This window comes from Arthrobacter cupressi (genome assembly GCF_900099975.1).
GTDB classification, from domain to species: Bacteria; Actinomycetota; Actinomycetes; order Actinomycetales; family Micrococcaceae; genus Arthrobacter; species Arthrobacter cupressi.
Map to the genome: position 1 here is coordinate 30,240 of NZ_FNEI01000004.1, position 22,000 is coordinate 52,239.

The window sequence follows — 22,000 nt, forward strand, 5'->3', positions numbered from 1 at the left end:
TGGTGGCCAGGACTACTGGGCGACCTGGGTGATTTCGAAAGTCTTCGGCTGCTGGGCAGCGTGCGGGTGCTCAGCGCCACGGTAGACCTTGAGCTTGCTCAGCTGCTGAGCGGCGAGGGAGTTCTTGGGGAGCATGCCCTTGACTGCCTTTTCCACGGCGCGAACCGGGTTGGACTCGAGCAGTTCCGCGTAGTTGACGGAGGTCAGGCCGCCCGGGTAGCCGGAGTGGCGGTAAGCGCGCTTCTGCTCCAGCTTGGCGCCGGTCAGTGCGACCTTCTCGGCGTTGATGATGATGACGAAGTCGCCCATGTCCATGTGGGACGCAAAGGTCGGCTTGTGCTTTCCGCGCAGCAGTGTTGCGGTCTGGCTGGCAAGACGACCAAGGACAACATCGGTGGCGTCAATGACGTGCCACTGGCGGTTGATATCGCCGGGCTTCGGGGTGTACGTACGCACGGTTTTGCCTCGTTCTTGTTCTGGCGTTCATGTTTTAGGCCACACGCGCAAGCGCGGACCTACTAGGTATGCGCTACCGGAACAGAGGTGAGGGCTCTATGTAACCAGTCATCCCAAGGTCTCGAAATGCTCCCCGGGTTAGTGATCCTGCAACTGGATCCCCGGGCGGGCAGGTGTCATCGAGAAAGGACACGCACAACGACTATCAAGAATAGCCCGAAGGGACTTGCAGGGTCAAAATGACGGCTTCAGCGGCCCTGCGGGGCCAGAATGGGGGGAACTGCCCGCTGCCGCAAAGGAGGCGCCCGTGACCGCCGCTCCTGAGGTGCTTGTGCTTGCGGGTATCGCGGGCGCCGGGTTGAGCCTGCTGGCCGACCTAGCCATCGCACGCTGGCTGCCGCGGCTTGGCGGCATGCCGCCCTTTTGGGCAAGGCTTACGACGGCGGCAGTCACCGCGTTACTGTTCGTCCTGTTTGCGTGGCGTTTTGGCATTTCCCCCGAGCTGCCGGCCTTTCTCCTCCTGGCGATAATGGCGGCGCAACTGTCGCGCATTGATATCGCCTTGCATTTGCTGCCGAACCCCCTGGTGTTGGGACTTCTGACGGCCGGTTTGGCCCTCTTCGTGGCCTCAGCGGCACTCACTTCGGACTGGGGAGGGCTGCTCCGGGCAGCTGCCGGCGGGGCAGTACTCTTCGCCGGGTACCTGATTCTCGGATTAATTTCTCCCGCGGGCATCGGAATGGGCGATGTGAAGCTCGCGGCACCCCTCGGCGTGTACTTGGGCTACTTGGGTTGGAAGCAAGTGTTCTACGGCGGACTGCTGGGGTTCGTGGTAGGCGGCTTACTCACGGTACTGATGTTGCGCTTGGGGCGCGTAAACGCGCGGAAAGAGAGCCCGCACGGTCCTCCGATGTTCGCCGCCGCAATCGGCACCCTGCTCCTCCTCCCCTAGGTCCCCGCAGACGGTCCTGAGCACTTGACGAACGGCACACTGACGCTTCCAAGTAGTGCCCGGAAAAGAAACTGAGTACTCGGAGAAAAACCGTCAAGATGACCCGGAAAAAGACGAGTACCGCTATGCCTTGCCACCTTCCCACCCCCGGGTGAATTCTTTTGCTATCGAAATCCGAACCGCTGGATATGGGGGCGGCTTGGAATTCGTTTCAAACAAATCTCTTATCTGGGAAGGATTTTCCAATGTCATCTCTCATGCTTTCTGTGGTCTCTTACATTGCCGGCCTCAAGGACCGGCTCACCTCCGAAAAGGGCGCGACGGCGACTGAGTACTCGCTGCTCATTGCGTTCATCGCCTTCGCCATCATCGTCGGCGTCGGCCTCTTCGGAACCGAGCTGAACGCCTGGTTCACAGACTTGAGCACCACTGTCGATGGCTGGCAGAACGGCCAGCCGTAAGCCGCAGCGGTCTCGCTTGGTGCCGCGTCCGCTCAACGCGGGCGCGGCACCATCCTTTTCTGGGTATTTACCACACAAATCGGCCATCTGGGGGGTCACATGAAACACCAAAAAGACCGCGCCAGGGAAGAATCCCGGGGCGCTGTCGCCGTTGAATTTGCCCTTGTCGTTCCTTTCCTGCTCCTCCTGGTGGCCGGGATCATCGAGTTCTCCCACGCACTCGGCGTGCAGATCTCGGTAACCCAAGCCGCCAGGGAAGCGGCCCGGACGTACGCAATTACGGACGACTGGGGCAAGGCAACTGCGGCCGGCACGGCAGGGGCACCTAGCCTAAGTGGCCCCATTTCCTTTAGCCATGACATTGACTGCGAACCTGGAGACACCGTCAATGTAACCGCCCAATACACGGCGAATTCGCTCACTGGATTCGCTCTAAATGTCTCCGGAAATTTTGTTTCCTTCGCGGGGACATTCACCAGCACAGGAGTGGGGGCAATGCGATGCGGCGGCTAACAGTGAATTCGAAACCACGCCATCGTGCGGATAAAGTCCGCGCCAATGGCAGGGAACGGGGCGCCGCCGGAGTGACGGTCGCCCTGCTACTCCTGGTCCTCATTGGTGCCGGGGCCATGGCCGTTGATGTCGGGCAGATCTACGTCGAACGTACGGAACTGCAAAACGGCGCCGACGCCGGCGCCCTCGCCGTCGCGCAGATCTGTGCTTCGAGCGCAGGATGCACCCAAGCGCAGGCCGACGCCGCAGCCGCTTCCTTGGCGAATGGAAACGCCAGGGACGACGCCTCCACCGTCAAGTCGGTGGACCTCAGCGTCGCCAACCAGGTAACGGTTACTACAACGACCCTGAACGGCACCAGCGGAGCCGGCTTCCTCAGCAAGATGTTCGCCAGCGCACTGAACGCACCACCGGCTAGCGTCGGTGCGCAAGCAACGGCGGGACTGACCTTTCCGGGCGGCGGCGGGGCCTTTCCACTCGCGTTCTCGGACGAATGCTTTGACCTGAGCAATTCAGTTTCCACCGGGGAGATGCAAAAAATCTCTTGGAAGCCAGGGGTAACCTGCACCAATCCCTCCGGTCACACCATCCCCGGAGGCTGGGGTTGGCTGGAGGATCCCGATGCTGACTGCTACGCGGTAACAACCACCGGCAACGTTGTTGGAAGCGATCCCGGAAACAACAAGCCCACAGCGTGCGAAATCATCCTGCAGGGCTGGCTCAACGATCTCAGCGCTGGGGAGACGGTCGAAGTCACCTTCCCGGTCTTTGACAGCGCCTCTGGTTCCGGAAATACGGGAACCTTCCACATTATCGGCTACGCGACCTTCAGCGTCGTGGGCTGGAAGTTCGGCCAGGGCGCCCCGTACGAATACCACAACACCACTGCCGCTTTGGGCAACTCAAACCTTGCGTGCTCTGCGGGCAACGCCCGCTGCATCATCGGCCAATTCGTCAAGTACGTAACCCTCGAAGACGCCGAAGGCGGTGGGGCCGGGTCTGGGCAAAACCTCGGCACCGTCGTCGTCAAACTCATCAAATAGCGGGAGGGCACCGCCCGATTCGCGCAGTGACAAGGAGAAGGAAAAGTGAAAACACGCCTACTGGGAGGCATCGCTGCGCTTGTCGTGGCAGTTATTGGAACGGTGATGCTCCTTATCTACGTCCAGGGCGCCGACAGGCGTGCCCTGGCCAACACGGAGACCGAAGAGGTCTACGTCGTACAAAAGGAAATTCCGGCCGGCACTGCTGTCGCTAAGTTCGGGGACAGCGTGGTCAAAAAGGCCGTGCCGCGGTCCGCCATCGCGGAGGACAGCGTCAGGAACCTTGATGATCTGGGAAGCAAAGTCTCATCCATCGAATTCATGCCCGGCGAACAAGTGCTCACTTCCCGCATGGTGGATCCAGGCTCACAAGTCGGCCGTGGCCGGGTGGAAGTGCCGACAGGTCTCCAGGAAGTGACCGTCAAGCTCGATATCGAACGTGTCGTTGGCGGCAATATTCAAGCCGGGGACACCGTTGGAGTGCTGATGTCCTTCAAGCCCAAGGACGAGAAGGTCGGGGATATGACACAGTTGTCGCTCCACAAGGTCCTTGTCACCGCAGTCCAGGATGGTACCGGGACTCTCTCGGAAACCGCCTCGGAAACGTCCCAGTCCGATGACAGCAGCTCGCTCAAATCCAATAAAAAATCTTCTGGGCGAGGTACATATCTGGTGACCCTTGCCCGCCCGGCCACCGACGTTGAAAAGATCGTTTTCGCTGTCGAGTTCGGAGCGGTGTACCTGAGCAAGGAACCTACCGATGCCACCCAAGGCAACTCGGGCGTCATGACTCTCGGCAAGGTAATCCGATGAGCCGCTTCATTCTGATCACACCGGACACCGACTTCGAACGCAGGGTCCGCTCGGCTACAGCCGGAATGAGTGGCAGCCTGCAATGGTTCCAGGCGGACTACCTCCCGGAAGGCCCGCAGGACATCCTGAGCCAGCTCCTCGGCGAGCCGCCGGAAGTCCTCATCCTCGGCCCCGGGCTGGACGTCACCGATTCCCTCAAGCACGCTTCTCTGCTCGACCTGCAGTTCCCGGAAATCAGCGTAGTCCTCGCTGCCGAGCAGACGCCGGAACTGGTCCTGGCGGCAATGCGCGCCGGCGTCAGGGACATTCTGTCCCCGGCTGCCGAAGCCGATGGCATCCGGGTCATGGTGGAGCGCGCCAGCCTCGCGGCGGCAGGTCGCCGTCGGGGGCTCGCGCCAAGTGCTGCCGAGTCTCCGGACCAAGCGTCGGGCGGACGGATCATCGCCGTCATGTCCCCCAAGGGAGGCGTCGGCAAGACCACCGTGGCTACCAACCTCGCCGTGGGACTCGGCGCGATGGCCCCGATGGGCGTCGTCATCGTGGACCTGGACCTCCAGTTCGGCGATGTCGCAAGCGGTCTGCTCCTGGAACCCGAGCACACGATCACAGACGCCGTCCTCGGGCCGGCCAGCCAGGACTCCATGGTGCTCAAGACCTACCTAAGCGTCCACCCGGCGAGCATCTACGCGCTCTGCGCTCCCCGGAACCCCGTGGAGATGGACCGCATCAAGGCCGAGCATGTCACAAACCTCCTGGAACAGCTACGGCACGAATTCCAGTACGTCGTCATCGACACGGCTCCGGGTCTCGGCGAGCACGTCCTGGCGGCTTTGGAACAGGCCACCGACGCCGTGTGGGTCTGCGGCATGGATATCCCCAGTATCCGCGGTCTTCGCACCGGCCTCGGCGTTCTCGACGAACTGCAGTTGCTACCGCAGCACCGCCATGTCGTCTTGAACATGGCCGATCCGAAGAGTGGTCTGAGGCTTCCGGATGTGGAGGCGACCATCGGGGTTCCGGTGGATGTCGCCATTCCGCGTTCAAAAACTCTGCCGTTCTCCACTAATAAGGGCGTCCCCCTGCTGCAGGACAACAGGCGGGATTCTGCAACCAAGGGACTCCGTTCCCTAGTTGAACGCTTCAAGCCCAATTGGGACGAACGAACCCACAAGCAACTCCACAGAAGGGCGGTAGTCCGGTGAACCTCTCACGCAGGCTCGAAAGCCTTCACGGTGACGAACCCTCCGGCGGCGGAGCCACTGCTCCGGACGATGGGGTCTACGCGGCGTCAACCGAGTCTCCCACTCTCAGCCGTTTCCAGGAAGTCCGTGCGGCCGAGGCAGCTCAAGCCGTTTCGCAACGTGAAGTTGGAACGCAATCTACAGCCCTCGCCAGTGAGGCACTTGGGAGCCTCAAGGAGCGCGCCACCGCGGCCCTGTACGAACGCATGGGCTCGCGGCTGACAGACTCCAGCTTGGACGAGGCGGAACTGCACCAGTACGTCCGCGACGAGCTGAAGCTCGTGGTCGATGCCGAGCAGGTTCCCCTCACTGCCGCAGAACGTCATCGCCTGACCTCCGAAATCATCGATGATGTCCTGGGGCACGGACCGATCCAACGGTTCCTCGACGATCCGGAAATCACTGAAGTGATGGTCAATCGATACGACAGCGTCTATGTCGAGCGGTATGGCCGGCTATTCAAGACAGAAGCGAAATTCACTTCAGACGAAGCCCTTCGCAAAGTCATCGAACGGATCGTCTCCCGGGTCGGCCGCCGCATTGATGAATCGTCACCCCTGGTGGACGCACGCCTTGCCGACGGTTCCCGCGTGAACGCCATCATCCCGCCTCTGGCCGTAAACGGCCCATCCCTCACCATTCGAAAGTTTGGCCGGGAGGCACTGACGGTCAACAAACTCATCGAGTTCGGCAGCCTGACGCCGGAAATGGCAGAACTCCTCCGGGCCTGCGTGCTGGCCCGGATGAACATCATTGTTTCCGGTGGTACCGGTACCGGCAAGACCACCTTGCTGAACGTTCTCTCCTCCTTCATCCCTCCGGACGACAGGATCGTCACCATCGAGGACGCGGTGGAACTCCAGCTGCAGCAGGAACATGTCATCCGCCTGGAAAGTCGTCCGGCCAACATTGAAGGGCGCGGGGAAGTCACCATCCGCGACCTGGTGCGGAACTCCCTGCGCATGCGTCCCGACCGCATCGTGGTTGGCGAGGTCCGCGGCGGAGAATCCCTGGACATGCTCCAGGCCATGAACACCGGCCACGACGGCTCCATCTCGACCGTTCACGCCAACTCGCCGCGCGACGCAATCGCCCGCTTGGAAACCTTGGTCCTCATGGCGGGCATGGACCTACCACTGCGGGCCATCCGGGAGCAGGTCGCCTCCGCGGTGAACCTGATTGTGCACATCACCAGATTGCGTGACGGTACCCGCCGCATCACGCACCTGACCGAGGTCCAGGGCATGGAAGGCGACATCGTGACCCTTCAGGATGCCTTCGTTTTCGACTACTCGGCAGGGGTCGATGCCAACGGCCGGTTCCTCGGCAAGCCGATGCCCACGGGTGTACGCCCCCGGTTCACCGACCGCTTCGCGGAGCTCGGGATTCCGGTTTCACCGGCGGTGTTCGGTGCCTTTGCTCCGGGGGTACGGCGATGAACGCCGCTGCTGGCCAGTCCATCATGTTGGTGGCGGGGCTGGTCGGGGTATACCTGGCGTTGCTGCTCGTGGTGCTGTTGGTGCTCAAGCCCAGCCGGACCCTCGACCTCCAACGGCGCCAGCCTGGAATCCAAGCCCGACAATCAGCTTTGACGGTACTTACCGATAATGCAAAAGGGGCCATTGACTCAAGGATCCATAGTGGCTCGGGCGGGCTGCTCTCTCAGGCCCGGCTGGATGCGGCCGGGCTCAAGAAGCAGGCATCTGACTACATCCTAATTTCAAGCGTCGTAGTGCTACTCGCCGGCGTTGTCGGATTTCTCCTTGCAGGCCTCTTGTTCGCCATCCTGATGTGCCTTGTCGCCATGTTGGGTCTGTTCCTGACGTTGAAGCTCCTGACGTACCGGCGCCAGTCACGGTTCGATGAACAGGTCCCAGATACTCTCCAAATGCTGACTGGTGGTATGCGGGCCGGCCATAGCTTACTGCGGGCCGTCGACGCGGCGGCCAAGGAAAGCGAATCCCCGATGTCCGAGGAACTCACCCGGATTGTGAACGAAACCAGGATCGGCCGGGATCTCGGCGAGTCGATGAACGAAGTCGCCGCCAGGACCTCGAACGAGGACTTCACGTGGATTACTCAGGCCATTGAAATCCATCGCGAAGTCGGCGGCGATCTGGCGGAAGTCCTGGACCATGTGGGCGAAACCATCCGTGACAGGAACCAGATCCGCAGGCAGGTGAGTGCACTCAGCGCAGAAGGAAGGGTCTCGGCGTTGGTCCTCGTCGCGCTTCCGGTGGTCATGTTTGTGGTGCTGTGCTTCATCAATCCCCTGTACGCGCAGACGTTTACGTCTACGTTCCCCGGATTCGTCATGATTGCCGTGACGGTAGTCATGCTCACCCTGGGTTCTCTCTGGCTCAACCGTCTCATCAAGCCGAAGTACTAGGAGTCAGTCATGCAGATCTACGCATATGCCGCCATGCTGGCAATAGTTGCGCCAGTGTCCTGGATGGTGTGGCTCGCTCTAACCGGAGACCGCGCCGCCATGCGGAACATTCGGAGGAACCTCGGACAGAAAACAGCCGTCGCCGTCAGGCCGGCAAATGCCGGCCAATGGTTGTCAGGCATTTCCCGACAGATTGCACCAGCCGGGTACGTGGCTTGGCTTGACAAGCAATTGGCCGGAGCCGGGCGGCCCAAAGACTGGCCGCTGGAAAGAATCCTGATGGTCAAGCCGCTGATGGCCTTGGGCGGCGCGGTCCTCGGAGTCATGCTCTATCTCGGGGACCGCTCACCCGGCAAGGCGCTCCTTGGTCTCGCAGCAACTGCCCTCGCCTATTTCGTCCCGGACATCCTCATCCGTTCCAACGCCCAGAAGCGTCGGGAGGCAATGAAGCTGGCTCTTCCCAACGCCTTGGACCAGATGCTCATCTCGGTCCAGGCAGGCCTTGGGTTCGAAGCCGCCATGGCACGGGCTGCAGAGAACGGAAAAGGGCCCCTCGCCGACGAGTTCATCCGGACCCTCCAGGACATCCAGGTGGGTCGGAGCCGGAAGGAAGCCTACTTGGACCTTTCCGAGCGCGTGGATGTGAGGGACGTCCGCAGCTTCGTCCGGGCAGTCGTCCAAGCCGACGCCTACGGCATCGCTATTGCGAAGGTACTCAAGGCGCAAGCCGGTGAAATGCGGCTCAAGCGCCGGCAGCGTGCCGAGGAACATGCCATGAAGATCCCGGTCAAGATCCTCTTCCCCCTGATCACCTGCATTTTCCCGGCTTTGCTCGTGATCATCCTGGGTCCGGCGGTACTGTCCATCGCCGCGATGTTCGCGGGGTAGCGGCAATGTCAGGCCAGGAACGGGACGACAGCGTCCCCGCAGAGCATGCACCCGAGGACAAAGAGCGCGGAAGCATGGCCACCGAGTATTCGGTCCTGATGGCCTTCATGATCACGCTGATCATGGTAGGAGTCACCGCGTTCGGTTTGGCGTTGAGTGGGCACTACGACTACCTCAACGCCACGTTGAAAACGGCCCTAGGCCTCCCCTGACCCTCCAACCACCAAGCCGCCTGTCTGGGCAGGCATTGGAGTACCTCGACGCCACCACCGGCAGTTGCTGGACCTGTCGGAGGGAGGTACCCGATTTGGCACCCTTTGCGAGGGGGCGCCGCTAAACCGACCACCCGGTACCCAGAGCCGCAGTGGTCATCCCGACCCCCTTCCGGTACCCAGAGCCGGAAGGGGGTCATTCAACGTTCGGGATGTGGGCGCTCAGCGCCCCGCCGGCAGTTGGTAAACAGCCACGTAAACGGTCCCGGTCTTCGACGGCGGGATAACCGCCCGGAACGCAGGGCCGCGGCCGTAGTCCGAGTCCTTGGAACAGAGCGTTGAGCCCTCCTCGAGATGAACACCGCGGAGGAGCTTCGCGTCCTGCGCGACGATTCGGGCATCCGGAGCCACCATTGCACCCGCGGATTCGCAGGCGGCAGTCATCTCCGCACTGTCCGCCGTGAAAGTGGTTAGGGACGCGTTCTGAAACGGTTCCAGCGGGCTCCGGTCCACTGTGAAATCCCGGGCATCTGCCGGCAGTGCGAGCCCGAAAGGTTCGAAGAGGGAATCCACGACGGCGCGCGCATCGGCAGGTGCGTTGGATTCAGTTTCCATGTCTGTTCCTGTCGTCGTACTCCGTGTGCGGCCGGAATCCCCCGGAACCGCACATCCAGCCAGCAAGAGCCCGGCTATCGCGAGGCAAAGCATCGCACGCGCGCTCATTTCATGGTTCCCGAGCTCTGGCGCGTGGAAGACTCACCTGTCATGTTGTAGTTCTGCGCGATGCCCACCTCGTTGAGCCTTCCCAGCTGTTCGTCGGATACGTTCAAGGGTCCGATGTCCGTGGACTTGCCCCCGTCCCAGTTGTAACGGTCACGATAGCTCACGCTGGTCTCTGTCTTGTAAGTCCACTCCCCACCAGCCGTGCTTGGCGGGTACACCGTTACCTGCCCCTGGGTGCTGTAGCTGAGCCCGCCACTGGCGTAGAACCAGTCAGCACTCTCATCCTTACCGATGTAATAGCCCTTCCAGCCAGTGTTCACCGGATACGTCACCGGCCCGGTTGCGCCGGAATTCCTGGCGTCCTCGACGGCGCTCTTGGCAAGGTTCTCAACGTCGGCATCCGCCTGGCTGGAGAAGCCGGGGGCATCCTCAAGGATTTGGTCTACGTCCTGTTCGAGGGGTTCGCCGGAGTTCCCGAGGAAGTGGAGCAGGTTCCGCGAGGCGTTCGGAATCAGGGGCGCGGCGGCATTGGCCGCTGCTTCAACGCCCACCTTAGTGGCGTGCTCCCCCAGTCCGGCGTCGTCGGAACCATGTTCCTGCGAATCCGGGTCGGACTTCCACGGCGGCGTGTCGGGCTTCGGGACCGATTCGCCGGGCACCGGCTCGCCGAGCCCTCCAGGGAAGGGTTCCTGCCCTGGTGTCTCTCCGCCGTGATCACCGCCGTCGTCATCGCCGCGCCCGGTCCTCGATCCGGCGGAACCCCGGGACTCATCCCTGCGGTCACCGTTGCCGGATCCGCCGTCTGGAGGGCCGCCGCCCGCCCCGGCCGCTCCCTGGCTGGCTTTCTCCTGCTCGTCGGCGTTGGCCTGAAGCGCTTTGGCGGCCTGCAGGAGGCTCTGCACAACGAACTTTGAGCGCGGCATCAGCTCGCTCTGCCACGACTGGCGGAAGCCCTGCATGTCCGGTCCCAGCCACGCGGCGGGCGCATCCAGGAACGAGGAAAGGTTCCTGGTCAAGGCACCGATCTTGTCGGCGCTCTTCGCCATCTGCTTCGAGAGGGCCCGCAACTGGGCAGGGTCAGCACCAACAAACGAGGTCATCCCAGCATCCTGCCAAACCAAGTCGCAAAGTCCCATGGGCAGACCTTCCCATGGAAACTGCGGCTGAAAGCTACTCCCGCTTAGCCCTGGTCAGCTCCGCCCGGGCATGGAGTTCGTCGTCGGCGGGATACGCCACGTGTTCAAGGACCAGGGGATGCGGGGCTGCGAGCACCGATTTGGCATCGCGGACGCCGGCGAGCAAGCGCTCGTGCATCCATTGCGGTGTTTCCAGCCCCTCCCCCACCCGCAGGGCGGCGCCGACCAGCGCACGGACCATGTTGTGGCAGAAGGCGTCGGCTTGGACAGTGGCCACGAGAACGCCGTCGTCCCCGCGGTCGAACTCGAAGGCCTGGAGTTCCCGGATGGTGGTCGCGCCCTCCCGGGGCCGGCAATAGGCCCGGAAATCCTGCAGGCCCAGGAGCTCGGCCGCGCCGTGGTTCATCAGGGCCTCATCCAGCGGAACCTTGTGCCAAAGCGTCAGGCCCCTCAGCAGCGGATCCCACCGCTGCGGACCGTCGGCGATCCGGTAGCTGTAACGGCGCCACAGCGCGGAAAAGCGGGCGTCGAAGCCCGACGGCGCCAAGCCGGCGTCGTGGATTTCAATGGCACCGCGAATTCCACCAGCACCGTGGTGCCCCTCCAGGACCCTGCTGAGCGCCCCGCGCAGCTTGCGCTGCAGGGCAGCGGCCGGTTCGTACAGTCCCCCACGGGATAGGCGGGACCATTCCTCCGGCGAGAGGTCCACATGGACCACCTGGCCGCGGGCGTGCACGCCGGCGTCGGTGCGGCCCGCCACGGTGACCCGGACCGGACGGCGGATGACCAGTTCCAGCGCGGACTCCAGGCACCCCTGCACGGTGCGCAGTCCGGGCTGCACGGCCCAGCCGCTGAACGGCCCGCCGTCGTACGAAAGATCCATCCGGATACGCAAGAACCCGCCGCCTCCGGAAACGGGGGCAGCGGGTTCCTGTTCGTTCATAGACCCAAGTCTATCGGGAAGAATTCAGCGAATTACTTCTCGTCCTTGGCGGCCTCTTCGGCCGGAGCCTCGGCAGCTTCCTCAGCGGCGGGAGCCTCTTCGGCAGCGGCTTCGGGAGCCTCGGCGGCTTCGGTCTCAGCGACCTCTTCAGCCGGAGCTTCCTCAGCAACCGGAGCAGCCTTCTCGGCAGCCTTGGTGGCCTCGGCTACAACAGCCTGCTTCGGGGAAACCGGCTCGAGAACCAGCTCGATGACAGCCATGGGAGCGTTGTCGCCCTTGCGGTTGCCGATCTTGGTGATGCGGGTGTAGCCGCCTTCGCGGTTCTCCACTGCCTGCGCGATGTCGGTGAACAGCTCGTGGACAACGCCCTTGTTGCTGATCAGGCCGAGCACGCGGCGGCGGGAAGCGAGGTCGCCACGCTTGGCGAAGGTGACCAGGCGCTCTGCGTACGGCTTCAGGCGCTTGGCCTTGGTGACCGTGGTGGTGATGCGCTTGTGTTCGAACAGCGATGCTGCCAGGTTCGCGAGCATCAGGCGCTCGTGAGCCGGACCGCCTCCGAGGCGCGGACCCTTAGTGGGGGTAGGCATAGTAATTTCTCCTGTAATGAAGGCCGTACTGGTCCGTCCGGGACCCGATGGCCAAGATCTGTGTTAGAGCTCGTCGTCGCTGAACGCGGCGTCGTCCTCTTCGATGGCTGCGGCGCGGGCTGCAAGATCGAAACCGGGAGGCGAGTCCTTCAGGGACAGGCCCAGTTCCACCAGCTTTGCCTTGACCTCGTCGATGGACTTGGCACCGAAGTTGCGGATGTCCATCAGGTCAGCCTCGGAGCGGGCAACGAGTTCACCCACCGTGTGGATGCCCTCACGCTTGAGGCAGTTGTAGGAACGGACGGTGAGGTCCAGATCCTCGATCGGCAGTGCCATGTCGGCAGCCAGGGCTGCGTCGGTGGGCGACGGGCCGATCTCAATACCTTCAGCTGCGGTGTTCAGCTCGCGGGCCAGACCGAACAGTTCCACCAGGGTGGTGCCTGCGGAAGCGACGGCATCGCGCGGGGCGATGGCCGGCTTGGTCTCGACGTCGACAATCAGCTTGTCGAAGTCGGTGCGCTGCTCAACACGGGTGGCTTCCACGCGGAAGGTCACCTTCAGGACCGGCGAGTAGATCGAGTCGACCGGGATACGGCCGATCTCGGAGTCGCCGGACTTGTTCTGAGCTGCCGAAACGTAGCCGCGGCCGCGTTCGATGGTCAGTTCGAGTTCGAACTTGCCCTTCGAGTTCAGCGTGGCAATGTGCAGATCCGGGTTGTGGAATTCGACGCCGGCGGGCGGAGCGATGTCCGCTGCCGTGACGACTCCGGGACCCTGCTTGCGCAGGTACGCGACAACCGGCTCATCGTGCTCGGAGGACACGGAGAGGTTCTTGATGTTCAGGATGATCTCGGTGACATCTTCCTTGACACCCGGAACCGTCGTGAACTCGTGCAGCACACCATCGATCCGGATGCTGGTAACAGCGGCACCGGGGATGGAGGAGAGCAGGGTACGGCGGAGGGAGTTGCCGAGGGTGTAGCCGAAGCCCGGTTCCAGCGGTTCAATGATGAAACGCGAGCGGTTCTCGGAGACTACTTCTTCAGACAGAGTGGGGCGCTGTGCAATAAGCACTTAGGTTTCCTTTCGGCGAGCATCCGCTATATGACGCAACACAGGTAGTGGAAATCGGCTTGTTTCCGTCGCTGCCGGCCGCGCCGCCCGGACAAATGGATTGTCCGGGCGGCGTACGGCAGGCCGCAGCAGAGTCAATTAGACGCGGCGGCGCTTCGGCGGGCGGCAACCGTTGTGGGCGCTGGGGGTGACGTCCTGGATGGAGCCAACCTCGAGGCCAGCGGCCTGCAGCGAACGGATTGCGGTCTCGCGTCCGGATCCCGGGCCCTTGACGAAAACGTCAACCTTGCGCAGACCGTGCTCCTGGGCGCGCTTTGCAGCAGCCTCGGCAGCCATCTGGGCGGCAAACGGGGTGGACTTGCGGGAGCCCTTGAAGCCAACCTCACCGGCGGAAGCCCAGGAGATCACAGCACCGGTCGGGTCCGTGATGGACACGATGGTGTTGTTGAAGGTGCTCTTGATGTGCGCCTGGCCGAGCGCAATATTCTTCTTATCCTTGCGACGCGGCTTACGGACCGCTCCACGAGTCTTGGGGGGCATGTTTTCTCCTACAGAAAGTTATCGGGGAAGACAACCGCTATTTCTAGCGGCCAGCCTTCTTCTTGCCGGCGACGGTGCGCTTCGGGCCCTTGCGGGTACGAGCGTTGGTCTTCGTACGCTGACCGCGTACGGGCAGGCCCTTGCGGTGGCGCAGGCCTTCGTAGCTGCCGATCTCGACCTTGCGGCGGATGTCGGCGGCTACCTCGCGGCGAAGGTCACCCTCAACCTTGTAGTTGCCCTCGATGTAGTCACGCAGCTGAACCAGCTCGGCGTCAGTCAGGTCCTTGACGCGAACGTCAGCGCTGATGCCGGTGGCAGCCAGGGTTTCCTTTGCACGGGTCTTGCCCACGCCGTAGATGTAAGTAAGCGCAATTTCCAACCGCTTTTCGCGGGGAATGTCTACGCCAGCGAGACGAGCCATAGTGGCGGTACTCCTTGAATAAACCGGAGGTCGTAGGCAGTACACCCACACTTTCAGTGTGGCCCCAGCCTCCGACCGGGGGTTCGCTGTCCGGGCTCTGTGTTGCTCAATGTCCCAGCGCAGCTTGTGCTGCCTTTATTTACTTGCGTGGGCACAGCCCAGGTTTGCCCTTGCGGGCGCTGATTCCCTGGCGGGAATTAGCCCTGGCGCTGCTTGTGGCGCGGGTTCTCGCAGATCACCATGACCCGGCCATTACGGCGGATCACTTTGCACTTGTCGCAGATCTGCTTAACGCTCGGCTTGACCTTCATGGCGTTCCTTTGCGTGTTGCAGGTGGTCGGCTGGAACGGCGCGGGCTGATGCCCTGCCGCCCAGCAATTTACTTGTAGCGGTAGACGATGCGACCACGTGTGAGGTCGTAAGGGCTCAGTTCCACCACTACCCGGTCCTCAGGGAGAATCCTGATGTAGTGCTGGCGCATCTTCCCCGAGATGTGTGCAAGAACGATGTGCTTGTTGGTCAGCTCAACACGAAACATCGCGTTGGGCAGAGCCTCGGTCACAACGCCCTCGATCTCAATGACCCCGTCCTTCTTGGCCATATCCTCCGCTAACTGTTGTTTGCCGCAGTCCTTCCCAAGGGAATCCCTGCGGACGTTTTTGGGTTTTCGGTTGCCGCTTCCTGCCCACCGGAGGACCCGGAAATCCGGATCTGTAAATGGGCGTGGCTGTGCAGACAACCAACAGACAACACTACGGCAAAGCGGGCCGAATGTTAAATCCGCTCATGCTAGCGCAGGGGCATCCTGCTGTCACCCTTCCCGGCCACGTTCCCCGGCCGGAAATGCGCGGAACTCCCCCGCCGGCGTCGTGATGGTTTCGGCCGCGGCGATGCCGTCAAGGATGGCGAGGCGGACCGCTTCCGCGGCCGCGCTTTGCAGGGTGATCAAGGAAATCTGCCGCGCCTGTTCCGTGCTCCGGTCGAGCGCGACGGCGCCGGTCGCCAGCGCGAAGACCGTGTCGCCGTCGGCGAGGGTATGGGAGGGATCCAGCGCCCGGGCGAGACCGGCGTGTGCCGCCGCGGCGGTCCGCTTGCACTCCGCCGGGTCCAGGGCGGCATTGGTGGCGACGACGGCGAGCGTCGTGTTCAACTCCGGTTTCCCCGGCACCTCCGGTGCGTCCGCCCCGACCGGCAGGCCCAGCGCGTTCACCACGGCGATGGCGCCCACCACCACGGGCCCGTCCGGGGAGAGCCCGTCCAGGGTCAGGGAGGCCGTGCCCACCCCGCCTTTGAACGCGCCCCTGCCGAGCACTGCTCCGGTGCCGGCGCCGGCGTTCCCGCGTACGACGTCGGCCTGCTCGCCGGATGCGGCCGCGGCGGCTGCCGCGTCGTAGCCCATGTCCGGGCCGGGCCGGGCGGCAAAGTCGCCGCCGCGCCCCAGGTCGAAAATGGCTGCGGCGGGGACGATCGGCACCACGCCGCCGGCTACCGGGAACCCGCGGCCCTGCTCTTCGCACCAGCGCTGGGCGCCGTGCGCTGCGGCCAGGCCGTAAGCGCTGCCGCCGGTCAGCACCACGGCATCCACGGTGGGGACGAGGGTGGTGGGATCCAGGGCGTCGGTTTCGTGGGTACCGGGACCGCCGCCGCGCACATCCACCGAGCCCACGGTTCCCGGCGGCGGCAGCACCACCGTCACCCCGGAAAGCCAGCCGTCTCCGGTCTTCTGGACCTGCCCCACGCGGATTCCCGGAACGTCCGTGATCTTGGATGCCATGTGGCCATTGTGCTCCACGGCGGTCCGGATACGCGCGAACGTACAGTTGGGGCCCCTTTCCCGGCGAATTTAGGGCCGCAACTGTACGTTCGCGCTCATGGGTTTTAGCGGGCGTTGACGCCCTCCGCGATGCCGAGCCGGGCGAGGGAGGCACGAAGAGCCTGGGCAGATTCCTCGATGAAGCGGTCGCCGTCGTACGGGACGGCCCTCAGCTCCGTCAGTGGCAGGGCCTCACCGAGGTCCACGCGTGCCTGGTACGCGGCGGCCATCTCCCGGATCCGGGCGACCTCGGCCTGGTCCAGGTCCGGGTGCACGGCGAGCCAGGCGGGATCGTCCAGGCCGATGGGCAGGTGCAGGGTGGGTCCGGCGTTCTCGATGGAGAGCGGGAGCTCCGGGTTGGCCGCGTGCAGGATGCCCAGCACGGCATCCCAGTCGATGGACCCCTGCCCGATGGGGGCGAAGACGCGGCCGAACACGCCGTCCTGCTCCCCCAGCACGAAGTCCCTGAGGTGCGTGGCCCGGGTATAGGGGGCCACCCGGCGGGCCGCGGCCACCGGGTCCTCGCCGCGCACCACCACGTTGGCGGTGTCGAAGGTGACGCCCAGGACGTCCGGACCCACGGCCTCGACCAGGCGCACCACCTCGTAGCTGGTGATCTCCTCGTGGGTTTCAATGTTCAGGTGCACGCCGTGGTCCCGCGCCACCGGGGCCAGCAGCCGCAGGAACTTCTCGATCGCCACCAGCTGGTCCGGCCACGGGGCGTCCGTGCGGAAACGGTCAAAGACGTAGTAGCCGGGCATTCCGCGTTGGTAGTTGGCGCAGGCCACCCACAGCTCGGTGACCCCTGCGGCCTCGTGCGCCGCTTCGATCATCCTCACCATGCCGCGGGTGTAGTCGCCGTCGCCCAGCCGGCGGACCTGGGGCGCCTCGGCGGCCGCATAGGGGTTGACCTTGGCCAGGCCCATCTGCAGGTAGAGGCCCAGCTCGTCGGCGCAGGATCGGACTTCGGCGAGCAGCCCGCGGTCCAGGGTGGGCGAGACGTCCATGACGCTGCGGAAGTACACGCCTTCCAGTCCCATCGCGTGGGCGCGTTCGAGGATGCGGACCGCGGAGTCCCCGGCTTCGTGGGGGATCTTGCTTCCATCAACACCAATTCGCATTTTTCTTTGTCCTTACTGGTTTCGGAGGTCTTGGGGCCCGCCGGGGAGCGCGTGGAGCGGTCTCCGGCGGGCGGGGCGCGGCTAGCGTCCCCAGTTGTTGAAGGCGAACGTCGGCGAGTACTCGAAGTGCTTGACCGGGTCCGACAGCACGGCGGTGAACTGTGCGCGGTAGAGGATGATGGTGGGCGAGTTGGCCCGCCAGGCGTCCACCAGCGCGTTGATGTAGGGCAGCTGCGAGTCCAGGTCGGGGGCGGCGTTGAGCTTGTCCATGAGCTCCGTGGTTCCCGGAATGCAGATGTGCTGGTTGTTGAAGGTGCTGCCGCAGGTCATCTTCTTGCGCAGCTCGTACGCGGCCACGGCGCCGCCGCTTTCGAACAGCAGGGCCGACTGGTACTTGCCGGTGTTGAACCTGGTGGCGAAGGCCGTGGGGGTCTGGGAATCGATGTTCACGCGCACCCCGATGTCCTCCCAGGAGGACTTGAGGATGGTCGCGAGCGTGGACACACCGGGCGATGACGGGTTGATCATCAAGTCGATCTGCGGATCCGTGATGCCCGATTCCTTGACCAGGGCGCGCGCCCGGTCCTTGTCCAGCGGCCTGGGCGCCGAGCGCTGCGCGTCGAAGCCCGGGATGCCGGGGACGAAGGGACCGTAGTAGCTGTCCGCGTAGCCGTAGGCCACGCTGGCCTTGATCTGTTCATAGGGCACCGCATAGGTGAGCGCTTCCCGCAGTTTCGGATTGGCCGTGGTGCCCGAGGCGTTGTCCAGCGACACCGTCACCGGCGCGAAGGCCGGGGCGGTGGTGACGCGGCAGCAGTCCTCCTGGCTCAGCTGGTGCACCACGTAGGGCGGCAGGCCCAGGGTCACATCCGCTTCGCCGCGCCGGGCCTGCAGCATCAGCGTGGGGATGGAGGTGATGAAGTTGACCCGTACTTCAGCTTCCCTGGCCGGCGTGCCGTAGTAGTTCGGGTTCCGGGTGAGGACGGCGTAGTTGTTGGCCACGTATTCGTCCAGCACGTAGGGGCCGCTGCTGCTCGCGGTGTGCGAGGCCAGCCACTGGTTGGGCACGCCCTTCTTGTCTTCGCCGTGTTCCTTGATGACCTTCGGGTCGTAGATCGAGCCGCGGCTCTGGGCGAGCGTTACCAGGATCGCCGGGTACGCCCGGGACAGTTCCAGCCGCACGGTCTGCGGATCCACGACGACGACGTCGCTGATCAGGGGCGGGTCAGTCAGGCCGACCTGCAGGCCCAGGGCGCCGCAACCGCCGATGGTGAGGTTGCGCATGATCGAGTACCGCACGGCCTCGGCGTCGAGGGGGTTGCCGTTGGCGAACTTCGCCCCGGGGTGCAGGGAGAAGGTGTACGACTTCCCGTCCGGGGACACAGTCCAGGACGTGGCGAGGTCCCCTTTGACCCGTTCGGGTTCGTTGACCGCCACGAGGGTGCCGTCGGCCTGGGGTTCTTCGTCGAGCTTGACCAGGCGGGCGTAGAAGTTGCTGGCGAAACTGTTTTCGGCGCCCGCGCAGACGAACGCGGGGTCAATGTTGGTCAGGGACGCGGCCCAGTTCACGGTGAAGGGCCGGTCAGCCGCACGGGATGACGCCGCGGGCTGGGCACAACCGGCAAGCGCGAGCAGGCCCACGGCGGCGAGCGCCGCCGTCGTCCGCTTCAGGGCTGCCTTCCCGATGACCGCCGGCCATTTCAGGTGGGTCCTCATGTCACTTTCCTTCCAGGGCGTCGGCCATGCCGGCCGCGGCGAGCGCCGCCGTCGTTCCTTGCTGTGCTGTCCGTTGCTGTGCTGACCGCCGGTGGGCGCCGGGGACAGCATCCAGCAGCGCCCGGGTGTACGGGTGGGTGGTGTTCTCGAAGACGTCCGCGGAGGGTCCGGCCTCCACGATCTCCCCGGCGTTCATGACGGCGATGTGGTGGCTCATGAGCCGGGCCACCGCGAGGTCGTGGACGATGAAGAGGTAGGTCAGGCCCAGTTCGTCCTGCAGTTCGCTGAGCAGGTTCAGGACCTGCGCCTGGATGGAGACGTCCAGGGCGCTCACGGGTTCGTCCAGCACCACCAGGTCCGGGTTCAGGACCAAGGCACGGGCGATCGCGATGCGCTGGCGCTGGCCGCCGGAGAAGGCGAAGGGGTAGCGCTCAGCCTGCTTGACGCTGATGCCCACCCGGTCCAGCACCTCGGACACCCGGCGCGACCGTTCGGCCGGGTCTTTGACGCCGTGCACGATCAGGGGTTCCTCCACCAGGTCCGCCACGGTGAAGCGCGGGTCGAGGGAGCCGTTGGGGTCCTGGAAGACCATCTGGATCCGCCGGCGCATCCTGCGCATTTCGGGCTTGGAGAGGGTGGTGAGGTTCACGCCGTCGAACTCGATCAGACCGCTGTCTGCGTCCGTCAGGCCCATGACGCAGGCCGCTGTGGTGGACTTGCCGCTGCCGGACTCCCCCACGAGGCCCAGGGTCTGGCCGCGGCGCAGTTCGAAGGAGACATCGCGCAGGATCTGCGTGCGGTGCCTGTTGCCGATGCCCTTGGCGTAGGACTTGTTCAGCTTCTCCACCCGCAGGAGCGGGGTGGCATTTTCGATGTTCATGCTGTCTCTCCCTGGGTGTCGTAAGCGAAGTGGCAGCGGACGACGGCGCCGTTGGACAGGGTGCGCGGCTGCGGCCTTTCGACCGCGCAGCGTTCCTGGTCCCGGCCGATCGGGCAGCGCGGCGCGAACGGGCAGCCGGGTTCGTCCACCGAGAGGTCCGGCGGCGAGCCGGGGATGGCCGGCAGGGCGCCGCGCCGTGCGGTGGCGGGGTCGATGACACAGTCCAGCAGGGCCTTCGAGTACGGGTGGCCCGGCGAGGCGAACAACGCCTCCGTGCTGGTGCACTCGACGAAGCGCCCGGCGTACATGACGTTGACGCTGTCGCAGAGTTCTTCGACGATGCCCAGGTTGTGGGTGATCAGCACCAGCGCGTTGCCGCGTTCATCGCAGATCTTGGCCAACAGATCCAGGACCTGCGCCTGGGTGGTGACGTCCAGCGCGGTGGTGGGTTCGTCTGCGACCACCACGGAGGGATCGTTGGCGATGGCCATGGCGATCAGCACGCGTTGGCGCATGCCGCCGGAGTACTGGTGCGGGTAGTCGGAGAGCCGGCGGGCTGCATCGTTGACACCCACCTCGCCCAGCAGGTCGGCGGCCATCTTGCGGGCAGCCTTGACGGAGACGTCCTGGTGCACCCGGATGGTTTCGACGAACTGGCTTCCGATGGTCTTCAGCGGATCCAGCGCGGCCATGGGGTCCTGAAACACCAGGCCGATGTCCTTGCCGCGGACCTTGGAGATCCCGGCGTCGTCCAGGCCCACGATCTCGGTGCCGTTGAGCTTGACGCTGCCACCGGCCACGTGGCCGGGCGGGGGCACGAGCCCCATCAGGGACATGGCCATGGCGGACTTTCCGGAACCGGATTCGCCCACGATCGCCAGCCGCTGCCCCTTGCGGAGGTCGAAGGAGACATCGCGGACCGCGTGAACGGTCCCGACGGCGGTCACGAAGTCGGTGCGCAGTCCGCGGACGCTGAGCACGGGGTCATGGCGCTCGGCGTCCGGGCCGCCGTCGCCCGCCACTCGGGGAGCGGGAAGGGAAAGGGAGTTGCTTTGCATCAGCGTGCTCCTACTCGGGTGCGGGGATCGGCTGCGGTCATGAGGAGGTCGGCCAGCAGGCTGACCACCACGTAGAGGACGGCCGCCAGCAGGAGCACGGCCTGGACCACGGCGAAGTCCTTCTGGATGATGGCGTCTGCGGTCATGGAGCCGATGCCGGGCCAGCCGAACACCTTCTCCACCAGCAGGCTGCCGGCGAGGAGGTCGGCGAAGAGGAGGGAGGCGGCGGGAAGCAGGGACAGCAACCCGTGCGGTGCCACGTGCCGGTTGTACACGGGCAAGCGGCGCAGTCCGTGGCTCCGGGAGACGGCTACGAAAGTTTCCCTCAGGGTGCCGCGCAGCTGGTTGCGGTAGAGCCGGCTAAGGAAGGCGAAGGGGCCTAGGGTCACGATCGCTGCCGGCAGGATCAGGTGCCACGCCGCGTTGGCAAAAGTTCCCCATTGCCCGGCAAGGAGCGAGTCCACGGTGAACATCCCGGTAATGTTCGGCGGCTTGAGCATGCCCGGGGACAGTCGGCCTTCCGGTCCCGGGAAAATCCCGAGCTGGATGGAGAAGACCATCAGGGCCAGCAGCGCAATCCAGAACGGCGGCGAACCCATGGCCAGGGAGGAAGCCGCCCGGACCGCCTGGTCCGGCCACCGCCGTCGTGAATAGACCGCGAAGCTCGCGGCGAGGACGGCGGCGACGATCGCGATGATCACCGACAACAGGCCGAGTTCCAGGGTGGCCGGTAGCCGCTGGCCGAGGAGCGTGCCCACGCTGTTGCCCGTGCTGTATGAGAATCCGAAGTCGCCGCGGAGCAGGGAGCCCATGTAGTTGCCGTATTGGACGAACAGGTTGTCATCCAGGCCCATGGACTGGCGGAGCGCGGCGACGGTTTCCTCGGTGGCGGTGTCCCCGGCGATGGCCCGGGCCGGGTCGCCGGGGACCTTGCGGAGCAGGACGAAGGTGAAGATCGAGGCCCCGAAAATCGTGGCCAGGGCCACGCCGAGGCGCTTGAGAAGGGTGCTGGTCATCGCA

At 64.4% G+C, this 22,000-nt stretch carries 26 protein-coding genes; 10 read left to right on the forward strand and 16 right to left on the reverse strand.

The genetic code is table 11. The annotated features are described in order from the left end of the window. Positions 1-12: 12 nt before the first annotated feature. A complete protein-coding gene (gene rplM, locus BLP88_RS06030) occupies positions 13-456 on the reverse strand; it encodes a 50S ribosomal protein L13 (RefSeq protein ID WP_074587749.1) in 444 nt (147 codons plus the stop codon). Positions 457-763: 307 nt separating this feature from the next. Here rplM and BLP88_RS06035 point away from each other — a divergent pair, with 307 nt between their 5' ends. From BLP88_RS06035 to BLP88_RS18720, 10 genes are all read left to right on the forward strand, one after another. Next, on the forward strand, positions 764-1,408 hold the full coding sequence (locus BLP88_RS06035) for a prepilin peptidase (protein ID WP_074587750.1): 645 nt from the start codon (positions 764-766) through the stop codon (positions 1,406-1,408). Positions 1,409-1,653: 245 nt separating this feature from the next. Next, positions 1,654-1,869, forward strand: coding sequence for a Flp family type IVb pilin (locus BLP88_RS06040; RefSeq protein ID WP_074587751.1), 216 nt, complete (start codon positions 1,654-1,656; stop codon positions 1,867-1,869). 99 nt (positions 1,870-1,968) lie between these two features. After that, positions 1,969-2,382, forward strand: coding sequence for a TadE family protein (locus BLP88_RS06045; protein WP_074587753.1), 414 nt, complete (start codon positions 1,969-1,971; stop codon positions 2,380-2,382). Positions 2,383-2,453: 71 nt separating this feature from the next. Further along, on the forward strand, positions 2,454-3,425 hold the full coding sequence (locus tag BLP88_RS06050; RefSeq protein ID WP_245679784.1) for a Tad domain-containing protein: 972 nt from the start codon (positions 2,454-2,456) through the stop codon (positions 3,423-3,425). Between the two features lie 45 nt (positions 3,426-3,470). Continuing rightward, positions 3,471-4,238 (forward strand): Flp pilus assembly protein CpaB, encoded by a 768-nt coding sequence (gene cpaB, locus BLP88_RS06055; protein ID WP_074587755.1) that lies wholly within the window; start codon positions 3,471-3,473, stop codon positions 4,236-4,238. Beyond that, the gene (locus tag BLP88_RS06060; RefSeq protein ID WP_074587756.1) at positions 4,235-5,440 is read left to right on the forward strand and encodes a CpaE/TadZ family protein; all 1,206 of its coding nucleotides are present in this window, start codon (positions 4,235-4,237) and stop codon (positions 5,438-5,440) included. Before cpaB ends, BLP88_RS06060 begins: the two co-directional genes overlap by 4 nt. Further along, entirely contained in the window at positions 5,437-6,918 is a 1,482-nt protein-coding gene (locus tag BLP88_RS06065) for a TadA family conjugal transfer-associated ATPase (RefSeq protein ID WP_074587758.1), read from the forward strand. Before BLP88_RS06060 ends, BLP88_RS06065 begins: the two co-directional genes overlap by 4 nt. Further along, positions 6,915-7,868: a type II secretion system F family protein gene (locus tag BLP88_RS06070; RefSeq protein ID WP_074587759.1), complete on the forward strand. Its 954-nt coding sequence runs from the start codon at positions 6,915-6,917 to the stop codon at positions 7,866-7,868. Before BLP88_RS06065 ends, BLP88_RS06070 begins: the two co-directional genes overlap by 4 nt. A 279-nt stretch (positions 7,869-8,147) precedes the next feature. Then, positions 8,148-8,756, forward strand: coding sequence for a type II secretion system F family protein (locus BLP88_RS06075; protein ID WP_306459183.1), 609 nt, complete (start codon positions 8,148-8,150; stop codon positions 8,754-8,756). A gap of 5 nt (positions 8,757-8,761) precedes the next feature. Beyond that, positions 8,762-8,968 carry a Flp family type IVb pilin gene (locus tag BLP88_RS18720; RefSeq protein ID WP_139163316.1) on the forward strand — a complete coding sequence of 69 codons (207 nt, stop codon included), beginning with the start codon at positions 8,762-8,764 and terminating at the stop codon, positions 8,966-8,968. A 222-nt stretch (positions 8,969-9,190) separates the two neighbouring features. On the opposite strand, the gene BLP88_RS06080 is transcribed toward BLP88_RS18720, so the two are convergent. From BLP88_RS06080 to BLP88_RS06150, 15 genes are all read right to left on the reverse strand, one after another. Next, positions 9,191-9,583 carry a hypothetical protein gene (locus BLP88_RS06080; RefSeq protein WP_074587761.1) on the reverse strand — a complete coding sequence of 131 codons (393 nt, stop codon included), beginning with the start codon at positions 9,581-9,583 and terminating at the stop codon, positions 9,191-9,193. 104 nt (positions 9,584-9,687) lie between these two features. Beyond that, positions 9,688-10,791 carry a WXG100 family type VII secretion target gene (locus tag BLP88_RS06085; protein WP_074587763.1) on the reverse strand — a complete coding sequence of 368 codons (1,104 nt, stop codon included), beginning with the start codon at positions 10,789-10,791 and terminating at the stop codon, positions 9,688-9,690. Between the two features lie 70 nt (positions 10,792-10,861). Then, positions 10,862-11,770: a tRNA pseudouridine synthase A gene (locus BLP88_RS06090; RefSeq protein WP_074587764.1), complete on the reverse strand. Its 909-nt coding sequence runs from the start codon at positions 11,768-11,770 to the stop codon at positions 10,862-10,864. 32 nt (positions 11,771-11,802) lie between these two features. Then, the gene (gene rplQ, locus BLP88_RS06095) at positions 11,803-12,357 is read right to left on the reverse strand and encodes a 50S ribosomal protein L17 (RefSeq protein ID WP_074587765.1); all 555 of its coding nucleotides are present in this window, start codon (positions 12,355-12,357) and stop codon (positions 11,803-11,805) included. A 63-nt stretch (positions 12,358-12,420) separates the two neighbouring features. Further along, positions 12,421-13,431, reverse strand: a complete 1,011-nt coding sequence (locus BLP88_RS06100; RefSeq protein ID WP_070347947.1) for a DNA-directed RNA polymerase subunit alpha — start codon at positions 13,429-13,431, stop codon at positions 12,421-12,423. A 138-nt stretch (positions 13,432-13,569) separates the two neighbouring features. Further along, positions 13,570-13,971, reverse strand: a complete 402-nt coding sequence (gene rpsK / locus BLP88_RS06105) for a 30S ribosomal protein S11 (protein WP_021472435.1) — start codon at positions 13,969-13,971, stop codon at positions 13,570-13,572. Positions 13,972-14,014: 43 nt separating this feature from the next. Continuing rightward, positions 14,015-14,392, reverse strand: coding sequence for a 30S ribosomal protein S13 (gene rpsM, locus BLP88_RS06110; RefSeq protein ID WP_074587766.1), 378 nt, complete (start codon positions 14,390-14,392; stop codon positions 14,015-14,017). Between the two features lie 197 nt (positions 14,393-14,589). Further along, positions 14,590-14,703 carry a 50S ribosomal protein L36 gene (gene rpmJ / locus BLP88_RS06115; protein ID WP_011775570.1) on the reverse strand — a complete coding sequence of 38 codons (114 nt, stop codon included), beginning with the start codon at positions 14,701-14,703 and terminating at the stop codon, positions 14,590-14,592. A 68-nt stretch (positions 14,704-14,771) separates the two neighbouring features. After that, entirely contained in the window at positions 14,772-14,993 is a 222-nt protein-coding gene (infA, locus tag BLP88_RS06120) for a translation initiation factor IF-1 (RefSeq protein WP_009358723.1), read from the reverse strand. Between the two features lie 210 nt (positions 14,994-15,203). Beyond that, positions 15,204-16,166 (reverse strand): P1 family peptidase, encoded by a 963-nt coding sequence (locus BLP88_RS06125; RefSeq protein WP_074587768.1) that lies wholly within the window; start codon positions 16,164-16,166, stop codon positions 15,204-15,206. Positions 16,167-16,270: 104 nt separating this feature from the next. Next, a complete protein-coding gene (locus BLP88_RS06130) occupies positions 16,271-17,326 on the reverse strand; it encodes a sugar phosphate isomerase/epimerase family protein (protein WP_074587769.1) in 1,056 nt (351 codons plus the stop codon). Between the two features lie 81 nt (positions 17,327-17,407). Then, positions 17,408-19,042 carry an ABC transporter substrate-binding protein gene (locus BLP88_RS06135; protein WP_074587770.1) on the reverse strand — a complete coding sequence of 545 codons (1,635 nt, stop codon included), beginning with the start codon at positions 19,040-19,042 and terminating at the stop codon, positions 17,408-17,410. A 1-nt stretch (position 19,043) separates the two neighbouring features. After that, positions 19,044-19,922, reverse strand: coding sequence for an ATP-binding cassette domain-containing protein (locus BLP88_RS06140; protein WP_074587772.1), 879 nt, complete (start codon positions 19,920-19,922; stop codon positions 19,044-19,046). Beyond that, a complete protein-coding gene (locus BLP88_RS06145; RefSeq protein ID WP_084110860.1) occupies positions 19,919-20,980 on the reverse strand; it encodes an ABC transporter ATP-binding protein in 1,062 nt (353 codons plus the stop codon). Before BLP88_RS06145 ends, BLP88_RS06140 begins: the two co-directional genes overlap by 4 nt. Further along, positions 20,980-21,996: an ABC transporter permease gene (locus tag BLP88_RS06150; protein WP_074587773.1), complete on the reverse strand. Its 1,017-nt coding sequence runs from the start codon at positions 21,994-21,996 to the stop codon at positions 20,980-20,982. Before BLP88_RS06150 ends, BLP88_RS06145 begins: the two co-directional genes overlap by 1 nt. Positions 21,997-22,000 lie beyond the last annotated feature (4 nt).